The following is a 13,775-nucleotide window of genomic DNA, read 5'->3' on the forward strand; positions in this document are numbered from 1 at the left end:
GGTGCTCGACTATTTTCGAATGGCCTCGAGTGCCCTGAGACAGCGCCCCCTTTCGGCGCCGACACGATCGTGGTCGGCGCGACCATCGCGCTGCTCGTCCTCCCGCCGGCGACGCTGACCTCGGCGACAGCGACGCAGCGCAGTATCAACAGTGGTCTTCCGGCGGACTCCGACCTCGTGCAGTCGCTGAACGCGCTGGCGGACACGTTCCGCTGACGGGCGCGGGGAGGCCGGGCGCCGGCGGCGACCGCGGGGCGGCGCCTTACGACTGTGTCACCCGGCAGGCGAGGTGCAGCGCCAACCGCGCCTCGGGGTCAGTTATGTCAACGCCGAGGAGCTCCTGCGCGCGCTGGATGCGGCTCGACACCGTGTTGCGGTGCAGGCCGAGCGCCGCCGCTGTCGCCGCGATGCCTGACTCGTGATCGAGGTACGACGAGAGGGTCGTGAGCAGTTCGCCGCTGCCCTCCTGCAGCGGCGCGAGCAGCGACTGCGCGGCCGGCACGAACGTGTCATTGCCCGTCCACGCGAGCAGCAACTGCTCGAGCCCGAGTCCGTCGACGCGAACGAACCAGCCGGTCGTCGAGCGGTTGACCGCGATGCGGGCGGCATCCGTTGCCTCGCTGAGGCTCGTGTAGAGGCCTGTCGACCCGCTCTCGAGCGACCCGACTCCCGTCGCGATGTTGAATGCGCGGCGCGCAGCGACGTGGAGTCCGCGCAGAGCCAGGATGTGCGTCTCCACCTGTGTCGGGGTGGGCGGCTCGACGAATGTCAGCCAGCCGCTCACGCCGCGGCCGCTCGTCGTCGCGTGCGAGTCGGCGGCGATCTCACCGATTCCGCCGGTCACGAACCGGAGCAGCTGGAATGCATCGAGGCGGGTACGGCCGATGATGCGGAACGCGAGGTGGTACCCGGTGGTGCGCCACCCGCGCTCGAGCATGCGACGCTCGACGTCGGCATCGGGCGTACCACGGAGGTCGACGAAGTCCCGAAGTACCCCGGATGAGACCGATGTTTCGTTCACCGCCGCGACTTCGTCGATGAGGATCCGCGCCGCCACCGCCGGCATGGCGACCTCGGCAGCGACGGCGAGCGCGCTGAGCTGCGGGTCGCTGAGCCCGTCGCCGAAGAACGCGAGGCGCAGGCCCTCACGGCTCGGACTGTCGACGCGCACGGATGCCGCGGTGCCGCCGCCTTCGGCGCGCGCGAGATCGACCCACGGGGCGAAGTCGACCACCGCATGCACCGCCCGATCGAGGCTGCCGCCGGCTTCGAACAACACGCCCTCGGAATCGATGAGGGCGATGCCGTGGCCCACGCTCGCCGACAGATGGCGCAACAGGTCGGGCAGGCTCTCTGCGGGATACTCGATCGACTGGGCGACCTTTCGCACATAGCCCAGGGTGAGCGCGTCGCGCGCCTCGAGGAGATGCCAGCAGGCCTTCGCGAGCACCATGGGCCGTTCGACGTGCAGCAGCGTGAGCCCGAGGCGTGCGGCGAGCGTGCGGGTTCCCGAGCCGAATCGATCGGCCTGCGGCACGGCGAGGGCGAGGAATCCACGGTCACGAGTGCGGCGCACGAGCGCATCCTGCTGCCACGGCGTGCCGGGTGTCGGCACGGTGAGGATCGCCAGCCCACCCGCGCCGTCGGCGGGTAGTTCCGATTCGGTCGACTCGATACTCACGTCGGTCCATTCCGCGTCGTCGGGTCCGACGATGACGCGCAGGCCGCCGTTCGCCGGATGGGCGAGGAGGGCGCTCAGGCGCAGCGACTCGTTCATGCGGCGCCGTCGAGGTCGGGGATCCCGTAGGCGGACGGCACGACGTGGCGCATGCGTTCGGGCGAGCGCGACCACCACTGGGGTGCGGGCAGCTCGAGTACGGCGACGGTCCGCGCCAGAACGAGATCGGTGACCTCGAGGATGTCGCGGGTAACGGCGTCGAGCACCACGATGATGGACGGCGCGGATGCCTCGAGCCTGCCGTCGGTCATGAACGCGAGGGTCTCGGAGCGGGTGATGATGCGGTGCACCTCGCCGCCGACCCCGTCGACGCCGATCGCGTGCACGTGCGGGTCACGGGCGTCGGGCACGACCGAGGTGATGCGGCCGAGTCCGAGAACGCGGCCGCCGAGCGCGGCGGCGAGCTCGGGCAGGGGAGCGGATGCCGTCGCCGTGAACGCCTCACCCAGCTCGAGCGCCCGCACGGTGCTTCCGTGTATCGAGTGCTCGACGAGGTCGCCGACCGTGAATCCCGCGAACACGGTTCCGCCGGCTCCGCCAGCTTGGACCGTCGCCGAGCGGATGACCCGCTCCATGTCGATGGGCCGATCGGTCTGCACGAGCATCACGCCTCCCGCCCCCGTGTCGCACGTCGCGATGACGCCCGGCACCCGATCGACGAGCAGTGACATCTGGTCGAGGCTCGGTACTGCCCGCCCGGTGAGGTCGGCGTCGACGACCATTCGCTCGCCGGCGAAGGTCAGCGGGGTGAGACCGTTGAGACCGCCGCCCTCGAGGGAACACACCACCGGCACCGGCTCGCCGAGCCAGCGTTCCGCGGCCGCGACGAGTCGCGCGAACGGTGCTTCGGCGACCAGACGCTCGCCGAGGAGCATGGTCGAACCGACGAACGCCGCTCCGAGGCACGGCATCGAAGGGTCGAGGTCGTCGAGCTCGTACAGGGTGATCGGCCAGGTCGCGGCATCCGGCAGCATCAACTCGAGCATGATGGTGGTGCCGCCGCCGCCCGAGCCGAGCAGCGAGAACCCCCGCGCGAGCGCGGGCAACTGCGCCAGCTCGAGGGTTCTCGCCATGCCCCAAGCCTAGGCTCGAGCGACCGCCGAGGCGCCTTCGACCGCGGTGAAGGGTTCGGACAGCCCGAAGGCCGTCGGCCCGAACGCATCGAGCGCCGCCGGCGTGCGCATCATGTCGGGCGTCGAGATGCCGAGCACGCGCACCCGCTGCCCATAGCGAAGTCCCTCGGTAGTGATCGGTTCGGCCGTCTCGTGGTCGACGACGCAGATGAGGTCGGGAACGATCGCCACCACCTCGCCCCCGTGCCGTGCGATGAGGTTCTCGTTCTGGAACGAGATCTCGAACGTCTCGGCATCGGCCGGGTCGAGCGGTGAGATCACCGCGCGGCCCTTCGCGAACCCCTCGGTCGTGCGCCGTTCGATATCGATCACCTTGCCCACGAAGAGTTCGCGTAGGTGCGAGTAGAGCGTCGGCGCAAGCGTCTGGGCGATGGCCTCGAACGGCGAGCGGTGCTGTTCGCGAGCGAGACGGATGCCTCGACCGAGCGCCAGGGCCATCGAGATGGTGCGCGGCACGGCGGTGCGTCTCACGTCGGCGCCGGTCATCGCATACTCGGCGATGTGCCCCACGCCTCCGAGTCGCATGGTGATGGCGCGGGCGAGCCACTCCATCTGGCGGTCGTCGTCGCCGGTGTCGATGACGACCCGTTCGCCGCGTTCGCCGGCGAGTGCGAGGGGCGAGCCATGCACGCCGTAGACCGCGAACGTCTCCATCGAGAGCTCGGGGAACGCACGGCCCATCCCGTCGGCGTCGACGACCGGGAGTCCGGTCTCCACGGCGACCACGAGCGGGATCATCGAGTTGATTCCGCCGCATTCGATCGGCATCGTGGCATCCGCTCGCCTGCCCAGGTGCTCCTCGAGCGTGCGCAGCGCGAGCGTCGACTCGGTGCCGGCCGGGATCTTCTCGACCATGACCGTCGGCGCACCCATCTGTGCCGTGGGGATGACGAAGAGGTCGTCAGCGAGCTCGTCGGGGTCGAGGATCGTGATCGACCCCGCGCCGAGCACCCGTTCGACGAGCAGCTTACCGATGTAGGGGTCTCCGCCGCCGCCGGTGCCGAGCAGGGTTGCGCCGCGCGCGAGATCGGGAAGGTCGGCCGCGGTCAGCCGCCAGCTCACGCTGCCACCTTCAAGGGTTCTTCGACGCTGCCGTCGAAACGGTGCGAGGGCTGGTCGTAGCCGAAGTATGCCGGGCCGACCATCGCGAGGGCCTCGGGCGCGTGCCAGCGTTCGTCGCTCGGTGCGCTGATCACCCGCACGCGCTGGCCGTAGCGCAGCGCTTCGGTGGTGATCGGCTCGCCCGAGTCGTGTTCGAGCACGATGATCAGGTCGGGAGTGGTCACGAGCGTGCGACCATCGGCCTCTGCAATCAAGTGCTCGTTCTGGAACGACAGGGACAGCGTGGCATCGGCGCCCTCGATGCGCGCTCGGCCTCGCGAAAAGCCTGTCGTGGTCCCGCGCTGTACATCGACGACCTTGCCGGCGAAGAGCTCCCGTCCGCCGAGCAGGGCGACGGTGCGCTCGACCGGGTCGGCCTTTGCCTCTTGAGCCGCGACGATGCCGCGCCCGATCTCGATGCAGTGGGCGAGCGAACCCGGCACGAGTGCCTCCTGGGCCTGCTCGCCCGACATGGGGAAGCCCGAGATCATTACCGAGCAGCCCATCTCGACGCAGGCGACCCGGGCGATGCGCTCGGTCCAACTGTTGTCGATGGTCTGCAGGACGCCGACGTTGCCCTTCTCGTCGCTGAACGCCAGCGGTGAGGCCGTGATGCCTGAGAGCGTCGGCAGCACCATCTGCAGCTCGGGGAACGCGCGGCCCATGCCGTCGGCATCGAGCAGCGGCAGGCCGAGCGCCGCCGCGGCGGCGATCGGTATGGTCGAGTTGACCCCGCCGATCTCGGCGCACGCGATGTGCGTGACCGGCGAGCCGAGGTAGGTGCCGAGTGCGTGCACTGGTGCCGTCACCTCGTCGAGGCTCGGGAGCTTCTCTACCATGACGGTCGGTGCTCCCATCATCGCGACCGTGAGCACGACCGCGTCGGCCGGCACTTCGTCGAGCGTCACGACCGTGACGTCGCCGTGCTCGCGGAGCGCCTGCGTGGCGAGGAGTGCTCCGATGTACGGGTCGCCGCCTCCTCCGGTGCCGAGCACCGCGGCGCCGCGTGCGAGGTCGGGGATCAGGTCGGAGGTGATCTTCCAGCTCATGTCACACCGCCATGTCGAGGTCGCCGACGGCCTTCACGCGGATCCGCGTGGCATTGCCGGGGAGGTAGGGAATCGGCACTTCGTCGAAGTCGACGATGGCGACCGACCGCGGTGAGGCCCCGGCGGCGATGGCCTTGTCGACGGCCTCCGCGCGCACGTCGGAGAGCGCCTCCTCGCGTCGGCCGGGTTCGATGGAGTAGACCTTGTCGATCTCACCGCCGACCTGCGCGATGGATGCGCCGATCGCGTTCGCCACGGCGTAGTTCTCGGGCCGATGCACCTTGCCGAACAGCGGGAGCAGCTCGGGCAGGAGGATCGATCCACCGCCCACGGCGACCACGGGGATCGGTTCAGGAGAGGTGCGCATGCGGTCGACGGCCTCGGCGACGCGTTCGGCGATGCGGGCTAGCACCCTCGACACGAGGTCGGGGTCGAGGTGCGCGACCTTCGACGGGTCTCCGACATCGGCACGGCCAGCCGCCACCGCGATGTCGGTGGCGGTCAGGGTAGAGCCGCCGAAGACGAGCGCCTCGGTCGTGAGCCGGTAGCCCACCGACTCGGGCCCGACCTCGCCGGTTTCGGTGTCGACGATGCTGCCGCCGCCGATGCCGAGCGAGAGCACGTCGGGCATGCGGAAGTTCGTGCGGATGCCGGCGACCTTCACCACGTTGGCGGTCTCGCGGGGAAAGCCGTTGATGAGCAGGCCGATGTCGGCCGTCGTTCCGCCGACGTCGACCACCGCGCACGTCTCGAGTCCACTCGTGACGGCGGCGCCTCGCATGGAGTTCGTGGGGCCTGAGGCGAACGTCGCCACCGGGTAGAGGCGCACGTAGTCCTCGTCCATCAGCGTTCCGTCGTTCTGGCTGAGGAAGATCTGTGCGTCGATTCCCTGCCTGCGTACCGCGGTCGTCAGACCGTCAACGATCTCCGACGCGAGCTCACGAAGGGCCGCGTTGATGATCGTCGCGTTCTCGCGTTCGAGCAGGCCGATCCGACCAATCTCATGCGAGAGGGAGATCGCGACGTCGGGCCCGAGCTCTTCGGCGATGATGCGGCCGGCCTCGACCTCGAGGTCGTGGTTCACCGGACTGAAGACCGAGGAGATCGCGACCGAGCGGATTCCGTTGGCCTTCATGTCGGCCGCGTGCGCCCGCAGCTCATCGGGGTCGAGGGGCGAGATCGGACGGCCGTCGAACTCGTAGCCGCCGTGCGCGAGGTAGCTCCTGGCACTGATCGCCTCGACGAGCGCCTCGGGCCAGTCGACGAGCGGCGGCAGCGCCTTGGTCGCCGGCAGTCCGAGCCGGAGGGCCGCGGTGGGCGCCAGGCGCTTCGCCTGCACGAGCGCGTTGATGAAGTGCGTCGTACCGATCATCACCGCGTCGATCTGCTCGCCCTCGAAGTGGTGTCCGGAGCGGAGATCCTCGATCGCCTGCACGATGCCGCTCGTGACATCCGGGGTGGTGGAGTGCTTCACGCCCGCGAGGGTGTGCGTGCCATCCATGAGCACTGCGTCGGTGTTTGTTCCGCCGACATCGATGCCGATGTGCATAGTGGGTGTCGCTTTCGTTCCGTTTCGTACTCGTGCGAGTGGTCAGTGCGTGGGGGACGGGGTCGGCGTCGACGCCGCGACCGGTTCCTCAGCCTGGATCGTGCGTGCCGACCCGATGCCGCGCACCCAGCCGAGCTTGCCCGCGATGATGTAGAGCACCATCGAAACGACGAGCGAGAGCACCGGGGGGATCCCCCAGGTGACGAAGTAGCCGATGAGCGCCGAGGCCGCCCAGATGACGATCGTCGCCGGCACGATCCGAGGTGCCGTGTGCGGGAGAGTACCGGCCGGACGGGTGCCGTCGAGCTCACCGCGCCAGCGCTTCACGACGAAGTACTCGGCCACCATGATCCCGGCGATCGGCGGGAAGGCGACGCCGAGGATGATGAGGAACTCAGTGAACTGGCCGAGGATGCCGGCTGCCGCGAGGACCGACCCGACGACGCCGAGCACGATCGTGGTCGTCACGCGGTGCAGGTTGCGGTTGAACGCCGTCGAGATGAAGTTCACGAGGCCGAGCGTCGACGAGTAGAGGTTCCAGTCGTTGATCTTCAGCGTGCCGGTGATCACGATGATCAGGCCGACGAAGCCGATCGACGAGGTGACGATCGCGACGATGTTTCCGGACGCGGCCGCGTGGGCGAGCAGCACACCCGAGAGGCCGATCACGAACTCGCCGAGCGAGACGCCCACGACCGTCTGCTTGACGACGTCGGCCTTCGAGCGGTTGAAGCGCGTCATGTCAGCTGTGATGATCGCGCCGACGATGAGGCCGCCGGCGACGATGCCGGTTCCCTGCCACACGGTCACGGTCGGGCCGGGAGCGGGTCCGGTGATGAGCTCGACGAAGTCGTGGTTGGCGAGCTCGCTAATCACCGACCAGCCGACGAGGATGAGGAACAGCGGCACGGTGATGTTCGCGAGCCACTGCATTCCCTTGAACCCGAAGGCGACGATCGCCGTGACGGCGAGGCCGAAGATGAGGCTCCACGCCCAGGCGGGCATGACGCCGGGCATGAGGGCGTCGAGCGATTCCGCGGAGATGGCGCTCTGGATGCCGAACCACCCGATGAGGCTGATGCCGATCGCCAGGCCGACGAGCGAGGCGCCGATCTCGCCGAAGCCCGTCCAGCGGGCGAGCAGCGCGGTGTTCAGGCCTTCCTTCTGCCCGATGATGCCGACGATGCACATGATCACCTCGAGGATGATCGAACCGAGCAGCAGGGCGAGGAAGGCTTCGCCGAACGTCATGCTGTAGCCGAGGGTGGCGCCGAGGAGGAACTGCGAAAGCGCAGAGACCTGCCCGAACCGTTGCACCGCGATGCCGAACCAGTGCTTCTGTGCGCTGGGGTTGACGCGGGACAGAGCGAAGTCGTCCGCGTGGACCATGCGAGACATGAGGCTCCTTCAAGAATGTGGGGGATGAGTTGGACCAACCGTAGTGAGCGACTGGATCACGGCCCATGTGCAGATCGCACCAATCCGGACTGAGATTCAGCGGAATGCACAGCGGCTTCGTGCTTCAAACCGAGGTCCGCCCGGAGTCCAGCCCGGATCATCCGATTCGCATTCGGGCGCTGGCCGCTGCCGGGCCATGCGACGATGCGAGCGAAGGCGCGGCGCAGTGATCGGCAGCCAACGCCACAACCCGGACACCGCGCACCTCGAAGCCGCGTATGTTGCGAACGCCACCGACCTGCTGAGCGCTGTGTTTCGGTTGCGGATGTCCATGATGTCGACCGGCATGCGGGCTCGGCGGCGTACAGCATCCTCGCCCCGATGTACACCGCCAGCCCGGCAAGGACCGGGATCATGTACCGCGGCATCCATCAGTTCTGATCGGCCGTCTGCCCGGGGGAGTCGGGCGACCAGCTCATCCCACCACGGCGCGAACCTGTCCCCGGCATGTTCCCTCTTGCGCATGGTGGCTCACGTGCTGAGGTTGGCACGGGTACCGTGGGCGCATGAGTTCGCGCGGTCGTCCGTACCTGGAGCGCCCGCCGAGCCCGACTGATGCGCTACGCGTGATGGCGGACATGGCTGGCAGGCTCGACCAACTCGATGATCTGTCGAGTCCGATGTCAGGGTCCGGTCCGGGGCTGTAGCCGGGCGCCCCGGCCAGGGCGAAGCCGATGAACACGATGTTGCCGGTCATGTTGGCGATGAACACGCGACCCAGACCGAGGACGCTGATGGCGTCGATGAGACCGGTGCCAATGGTGAGCAGGAGCAGGATTGCGGGCAGTGGGCCGTGCAAGGGATCTGCGAAGTAGCTGTTGGCCCTGGCCGGACGAGCGCCTTCCACACTCATTTCCCGTTGGAGTCCGTGGCTGTCGATGGGGTCGTGAGGGGCGGCGCAGTGATCGCGTCGTACACCCACGCGACGTCCTCGTGGCCGTGCCCTTGCTCGCTCGCGGTTGCATAGACGTGTTCGAGCGCGTCGAGATAGGGGGTTGCGCTTGTGGGGCCGGCGGTCGCCTGGGCCAGACGCAGGTCCTTCAACAGGCCATCGAGCGCGAACTGCGAAGCACGATCCCCGTCGAGGATGGTCGCGCCCTTGATGCGCGCGTACGGGCTGTCCGAGGCGGAATCGTGGATGGCGTCGAGGAACAGGCTGGGCTCGAGCCCGAACCTCCGGGCGAGCGCAATCGACTGCGCGATCCCTGCGGTCAGGCTCCCAACCCAGGTGTTGCACACCAGCTTGAGATTCGAGGCCGCGCCCAGACGATCTCCGACGTTGATCGTTCTCGACCCGATCGCGTCGAAGATCGGCTGCAGGATGGCCACAGCTGCTCCGTCCCCTGACGCGAGGACGGTCAATTCCCCATGCTCAGCTGGGTCCTTCGTGCCCAGCACCGGGGCATCGACCACGGTGACGCGATTCTCCGATGCGGCGGCGACGGCCTGCATCCCTTTCGAGCCGATCGTGCTGCTCTGCATCCAGATGGCTCCCTCGCGAACAGCCGGGAGAAACTCCGCCGCTACCGTCAGCACGGCGTCAGCATCGAACAACATCGTCAGGAGGACGTCGGCGTCTCGCACCGCGTCGGCCGGCGAGCCCGCCATTCGTGCACCAGCGTCCACAAGCGGTCTCGTCTTCTCAGGGCTCCGGTTCCACACGGTGACACTGAAACCAGATCTGAGCAGCGCGCGTGCCATCGCCGCTCCCATCGTTCCCGTGCCGAGCACTGCCACCCGCAACGTCTTGGTATCGGTGTGCGCTGAATCAGTCATTGCTCTCTCGCCATCAGTTGTCTCTTGCTGGGCCTTCCACATATACTGTACAGCGTGTCCACTAATTCGCAACCAGTGCCCCGCCGGGGGCGTCCGCGCAGCGAGAACGCGAGGCGGGCCGTGCTGGATGCCGCAGCCGAACTCGCCCTCGACGGCGCCGCGGGCGCGGGAGTGGACGCGATCGCCGCGCGTGCAGGCGTTAGTCGAACCACCGTGTACAAGTGGTGGCCGTCGGCCGCAGCCGTGCTGCTCGAGGGACTTCTCGATCGCACGCATGCCACCATCGAATCGGCGCCGTCAGCGACGACGAGCGAGGCACTCCACACCTATCTCGCGCGGCTCGTCGCCCTCGTGCGCGATACGCCAGCCGGTGCGTTGCTCAAGGGACTCATCGCTGCCTCTTCAGCCGATCCGGGCGTCGGCCGCGCTCTCGTGGACGACTGGCTCGCACCACGTCGGACCGCCGTCGTGAACCTTCTCGCAGAAGGTGTCCGGCGCGGCGAAGTGCGGGCGGGCCTCGACTACGGCGCCGTCGCCGATGTGCTGTTCGCCCCGATCTACTACCGGCTGATGTTTCAGCACCAGCCGCTCACCGACGGGCTACCGGCGGAAATCATGGCCGTGTGCTGGCCCGGCATCGCGCCATCCGACGAGATTCAAGGAGCGAAGACCGAATGAGAATGAACCCATGACGCCTTCACTTTGCTACAGACGACTCTCGAAGCTTCTCACGTCATCCTTGGACTCATGCGGATCTCCATACTCGACGATCAGGAGATCTGTGTCCTCGTCGGAACCGCGCGAGACGCCAGCATCGTATTCTTCGACCACGCCGACGTGTACGGAGGCGATCATGGATGCGAGCGGCGCTTTGGCGATGCGGTCCCTGGAACGGCAGGGACTCAATGAGTTCAACGCTCAATCAAGGGAAATCCGTCGGCACCCGTGCACTGTGACGAACATGATTGTCAGCCCATCTCGAGTTGGAAGGCGCTGAGTACTCGGTCGGCGGAGGCTTGGATGTGGTCCCGTACGAGTCGGTGCACCAGATCGCCATCGCGCTGCTCCATCGCGGCGAGGATCGCCCCGTGGTCAGCGGCGAGATCAGGGGTCGGCAGATGCGTTCGCACCTCGGGCATGATGTGGTGGAGTCGGCGCACCTCGTCGAGCAGACCGGACACGATCACGCTCGCCCGCGTGTTGTCGGCCATTCGCACTGCGGCCATATGGAACTCACGGCCCGGTGAGGCTTGTGAGTCGTCGGGGTCCTCTTCTTCCGCCGTGCGCGTCACGAGCTGCCGCAGAAGTTCGAAATGAGCTGCCGCACCGCCGCGGGCCGCATGGGCGAACAGCCCGGGTTCGAGCAGCAACCGCAGCTCGAATACCTCCTTGATGTCGTGCAGTCGCAGCGGCCGGACGAGGTATCCCTTGCGCGGAATGGTGACGATCCAACCCTGCTCGGCGAGCAGTCGAAGCGCCTCGCGCACCGGGGTCTTGGAGACGCCGTAGCGAGCGGCCAATTCCGCCTCCAGGAGGAGGTCGCCGGGTCGCCACTTCGCAGACAGGATCTCCTCGCGCAGCCGGGCCTGGACCTGATCGGTGAGTGACACCGGTCGGTCCGTCGCTCGCTCGGCGCCGGTGGGCAGGATCTGCGTCGTCATTTCGTCCCAGCCTACTGTCGCTGTTCTGGAGCCGCGAGGGCGACTGGCGGGTATGGTTCGCCGTCAAGACCGGGCACCGTTACGGCCATCGGATCGTTGCCGGCCTCGAGCAGTTGTTCAGCAACGAAGTCCGTCACCCCTGCCGCAAGCAGCTGTCGCGGATCCTCCAGCGTCAGCCGGAGGCGGGTGAACATCGTCAGCCAGTCATCTGGTCCGTGGATCCGCGGCATCTCGGTCACCGAGCTCGCGCCGACGTGAAGGTCGGGACCGTAGAGGCCGGGCTCAGCGAATCGTGGATACCCGTCGTACATGATCGGGGCGAGCTCCGCCGAGGACATCACGCGTGCGAGTTGCCACCGGATGGGCTCCTCGGCCGCGACCACCTCCGAGAGATCGCCGTCGCGCGGGGTCTCGAATCCAGGCATGGTCGGGGCAACGAAGATGCGGTCGACGGAGAGGCGACCACCCGACACCAGGTGCATGATGCGGGCGAGATTCGTCGTCGCCTTCGAGGTGCCGGCGGTGGGGCGGCCCTGGCGGCCGGTGATCGCGAACAGGGTGCGATCCCAGTCCACGCGGATCTCGTCGAGCCAGTTCACGAGCCGGTGGGTGAAGTCCAGTGCATACAAGGCGAACGTGGCGATCATGATCCTGTTCATTGAAACCGGGAGCCCGGTCGACCGACCGTCGAGCAGATCGTCGCGGAGCGTCGCCGGGCTCAGGTATCCGGGCTCCGCGAGTGCGCGCACGAGGTAGCGCTCCGAGATCGCGCACGCATAGTCGACCATCGCCGCGATGCGTTCTTCGCGACCTTCGAAGGCCGTGATCTCGAGTGATTCCTGCCAGAGCTGTGTGCCATCGGCGGCTCGTACGCGCCTGGTGTCGTCGATAAGTCGCTGCGCGTCGCGGCGCCACAGCTCGTCCTCACCGCGCAATGAGATCGCGACGATGCTCGCGATCGCCGGTCCGAGGTGCGAGATCGCGGTCAGTTCGGTGAATCCCGGGATATTGATCCGGAATCCCTGCACCTGAGGCGGAGCGCCCCCGCCCGGGTACACGGCGAGGTCGGTCGCGGTGGCGACGATGAGCGTGTCGTCGCGGTGCTCTGCCATCGACAGTGTTGAGAGGTGATCCGCGATCGATTCGCGTCCGGGCGTCTTCGAGTTGCTGTAGGTCGAGAAGAGGCGTCGGAGTTCGGGACTCTCGTACATGTTCAGTCTCCTTCCGAGTCGTCGAATCCGTAGACGACCGTCTCCGCCGCGAAGGTGGCACCCGGTTCCGGTGCCGCGGACAGCCCGTTCGAGACCGCGATGCGGATCCCGTCCCCGGGGAGCACGGTGACGTCGGTGCCACCGGTAGTGCGGAATCGCGCGACCGTCTCCAGGCGCCCGCCCTCGTAGCGGTAGATGTGGGAGCGAAGGTCCGGCTGCGGTTCGGCGGGGGTGCCGTAGATGAAGTCGACTCTGACCAGATACCGGCCGCGCGGTGTCTCCACCCATGCGAACTCCCTGCCGCCCGGTCCGCCCGGCAGGGTGTCGTGCGGCACGAACTCCGTGCCGTTCCAGCGCAGCAGCACCGAGTCGCCATCGATCCGCGCTACGGCTAGATAGCGCACGGCGCCGTCCTCGATGAGCTGGAATGCCCGGCCGCCGGCAGGGAGGAGCGACTGGTGTTCGACGAAGCGATCGCCGTCGAATCGGTAGAGGCGGGTCGGGAGCACGTGGTCGGCGTGGGCGAGGTAGGTGTCGCCATCGATGTCGAAGGCGGCGAAGTTGTATCCGGCCTTCGACGCGATCTCCTGGAACGGTGCGAACCGCGTTCCGTCCCAATGCAGCACCAGGCTCGACCCGTCGCCCGAAGGAAGATTCTGGGCCAGTCCGAGGAACGCCGACCCGCCCGCACGAAAGAATCGCCACTGCTTCGCGGCGAAGCTGTCCACGCTCTGGAACGGGACGAAGCCGCCGCCTTCCGAGACGAAGATCGGCGACCGGGTCGCGAAGTCGTACGGTCCGGACCCGCTCCGGATGGAGGCGACGGCGAGAAACGACCGGCCGTCCAGTTCGAACGCCTCTGCGTCCTCGCCGCCGCCGACGGGGAGCGTTCCGACGGGCGCGAAGCCGTTCGGGGTGTCGCGGAGGAGCAGCACCTCGGTGTCCGAGCTTCCGCCGTTGATCCCAGGCGGGCTTCCGGCCGCGTCGGCGGCGAGCTGTGGGATGGCGAGCCAGTGCTGCCCGGCGTGGGTGAAGGCGCTGACCGCTCGAGCGCCGGTGGTCGGAATGCGCTGGATCTCGGTCAGCAACGCCATGATCT

The 13,775-nt window shown here is 67.8% G+C and carries 13 protein-coding genes; 2 read left to right on the forward strand and 11 right to left on the reverse strand.

What is annotated here, in order from left to right:
* The first annotated feature begins 69 nt into the window (after positions 1–69).
* On the forward strand, positions 70–216 hold the full coding sequence (locus tag ASG80_RS23610) for a hypothetical protein (RefSeq protein ID WP_156401847.1): 147 nt from the start codon (positions 70–72) through the stop codon (positions 214–216).
* A 46-nt stretch (positions 217–262) separates the two neighbouring features.
* Here the strand turns inward: ASG80_RS23610 and ASG80_RS13490 are convergent, their stop codons facing one another.
* The 8 genes from ASG80_RS13490 to ASG80_RS13525 all read right to left on the reverse strand — a co-directional run bounded on the left by ASG80_RS13490 (position 263) and on the right by ASG80_RS13525 (position 9,846).
* Positions 263–1,777 carry a CdaR family transcriptional regulator gene (locus ASG80_RS13490; protein WP_056731546.1) on the reverse strand — a complete coding sequence of 505 codons (1,515 nt, stop codon included), beginning with the start codon at positions 1,775–1,777 and terminating at the stop codon, positions 263–265.
* Positions 1,774–2,811, reverse strand: coding sequence for a DUF917 family protein (locus tag ASG80_RS13495; RefSeq protein ID WP_056731548.1), 1,038 nt, complete (start codon positions 2,809–2,811; stop codon positions 1,774–1,776). The genes ASG80_RS13490 and ASG80_RS13495 overlap by 4 nt, the downstream gene beginning before the upstream one ends.
* 9 nt (positions 2,812–2,820) lie before the next feature.
* Entirely contained in the window at positions 2,821–3,933 is a 1,113-nt protein-coding gene (locus ASG80_RS13500) for a DUF917 domain-containing protein (RefSeq protein WP_056731550.1), read from the reverse strand.
* Complete coding sequence (locus tag ASG80_RS13505; RefSeq protein ID WP_056731552.1) at positions 3,930–5,021, reverse strand: DUF917 domain-containing protein; 1,092 nt, start codon at positions 5,019–5,021, stop codon at positions 3,930–3,932. Before ASG80_RS13505 ends, ASG80_RS13500 begins: the two co-directional genes overlap by 4 nt.
* 1 nt (position 5,022) lies before the next feature.
* Positions 5,023–6,570, reverse strand: coding sequence for a hydantoinase/oxoprolinase N-terminal domain-containing protein (locus tag ASG80_RS13510; protein ID WP_056731554.1), 1,548 nt, complete (start codon positions 6,568–6,570; stop codon positions 5,023–5,025).
* Positions 6,571–6,612: 42 nt separating this feature from the next.
* On the reverse strand, positions 6,613–7,968 hold the full coding sequence (locus tag ASG80_RS13515; protein ID WP_056731556.1) for a cytosine permease: 1,356 nt from the start codon (positions 7,966–7,968) through the stop codon (positions 6,613–6,615).
* 475 nt (positions 7,969–8,443) lie between these two features.
* Positions 8,444–8,881, reverse strand: a complete 438-nt coding sequence (locus tag ASG80_RS13520; protein WP_082590338.1) for a DUF1275 family protein — start codon at positions 8,879–8,881, stop codon at positions 8,444–8,446.
* Complete coding sequence (locus tag ASG80_RS13525) at positions 8,878–9,846, reverse strand: NAD(P)-dependent oxidoreductase (RefSeq protein ID WP_082590341.1); 969 nt, start codon at positions 9,844–9,846, stop codon at positions 8,878–8,880. Before ASG80_RS13525 ends, ASG80_RS13520 begins: the two co-directional genes overlap by 4 nt.
* A 78-nt stretch (positions 9,847–9,924) precedes the next feature.
* Between ASG80_RS13525 and ASG80_RS13530 the strand changes: the two genes are divergently transcribed.
* Positions 9,925–10,482, forward strand: a complete 558-nt coding sequence (locus ASG80_RS13530) for a TetR/AcrR family transcriptional regulator (RefSeq protein WP_255355599.1) — start codon at positions 9,925–9,927, stop codon at positions 10,480–10,482.
* Positions 10,483–10,772: 290 nt separating this feature from the next.
* On the opposite strand, the gene ASG80_RS13535 is transcribed toward ASG80_RS13530, so the two are convergent.
* From ASG80_RS13535 to ASG80_RS13545, 3 genes are read right to left on the reverse strand one after another with little or no spacing between them, the layout of a single operon-like run.
* Positions 10,773–11,465, reverse strand: coding sequence for a GntR family transcriptional regulator (locus ASG80_RS13535; protein ID WP_056731561.1), 693 nt, complete (start codon positions 11,463–11,465; stop codon positions 10,773–10,775).
* A gap of 11 nt (positions 11,466–11,476) precedes the next feature.
* Positions 11,477–12,676, reverse strand: a complete 1,200-nt coding sequence (locus tag ASG80_RS13540; RefSeq protein ID WP_056731562.1) for a DUF5624 domain-containing protein — start codon at positions 12,674–12,676, stop codon at positions 11,477–11,479.
* A gap of 2 nt (positions 12,677–12,678) precedes the next feature.
* Positions 12,679–13,770, reverse strand: a complete 1,092-nt coding sequence (locus ASG80_RS13545) for a hypothetical protein (RefSeq protein ID WP_056731564.1) — start codon at positions 13,768–13,770, stop codon at positions 12,679–12,681.
* Between the last annotated feature and the right edge of the window lie 5 nt (positions 13,771–13,775).

It is taken from the genome of Agromyces sp. Soil535, assembly GCF_001428255.1.
Lineage (GTDB): Bacteria > Actinomycetota > Actinomycetes > Actinomycetales > Microbacteriaceae > Agromyces.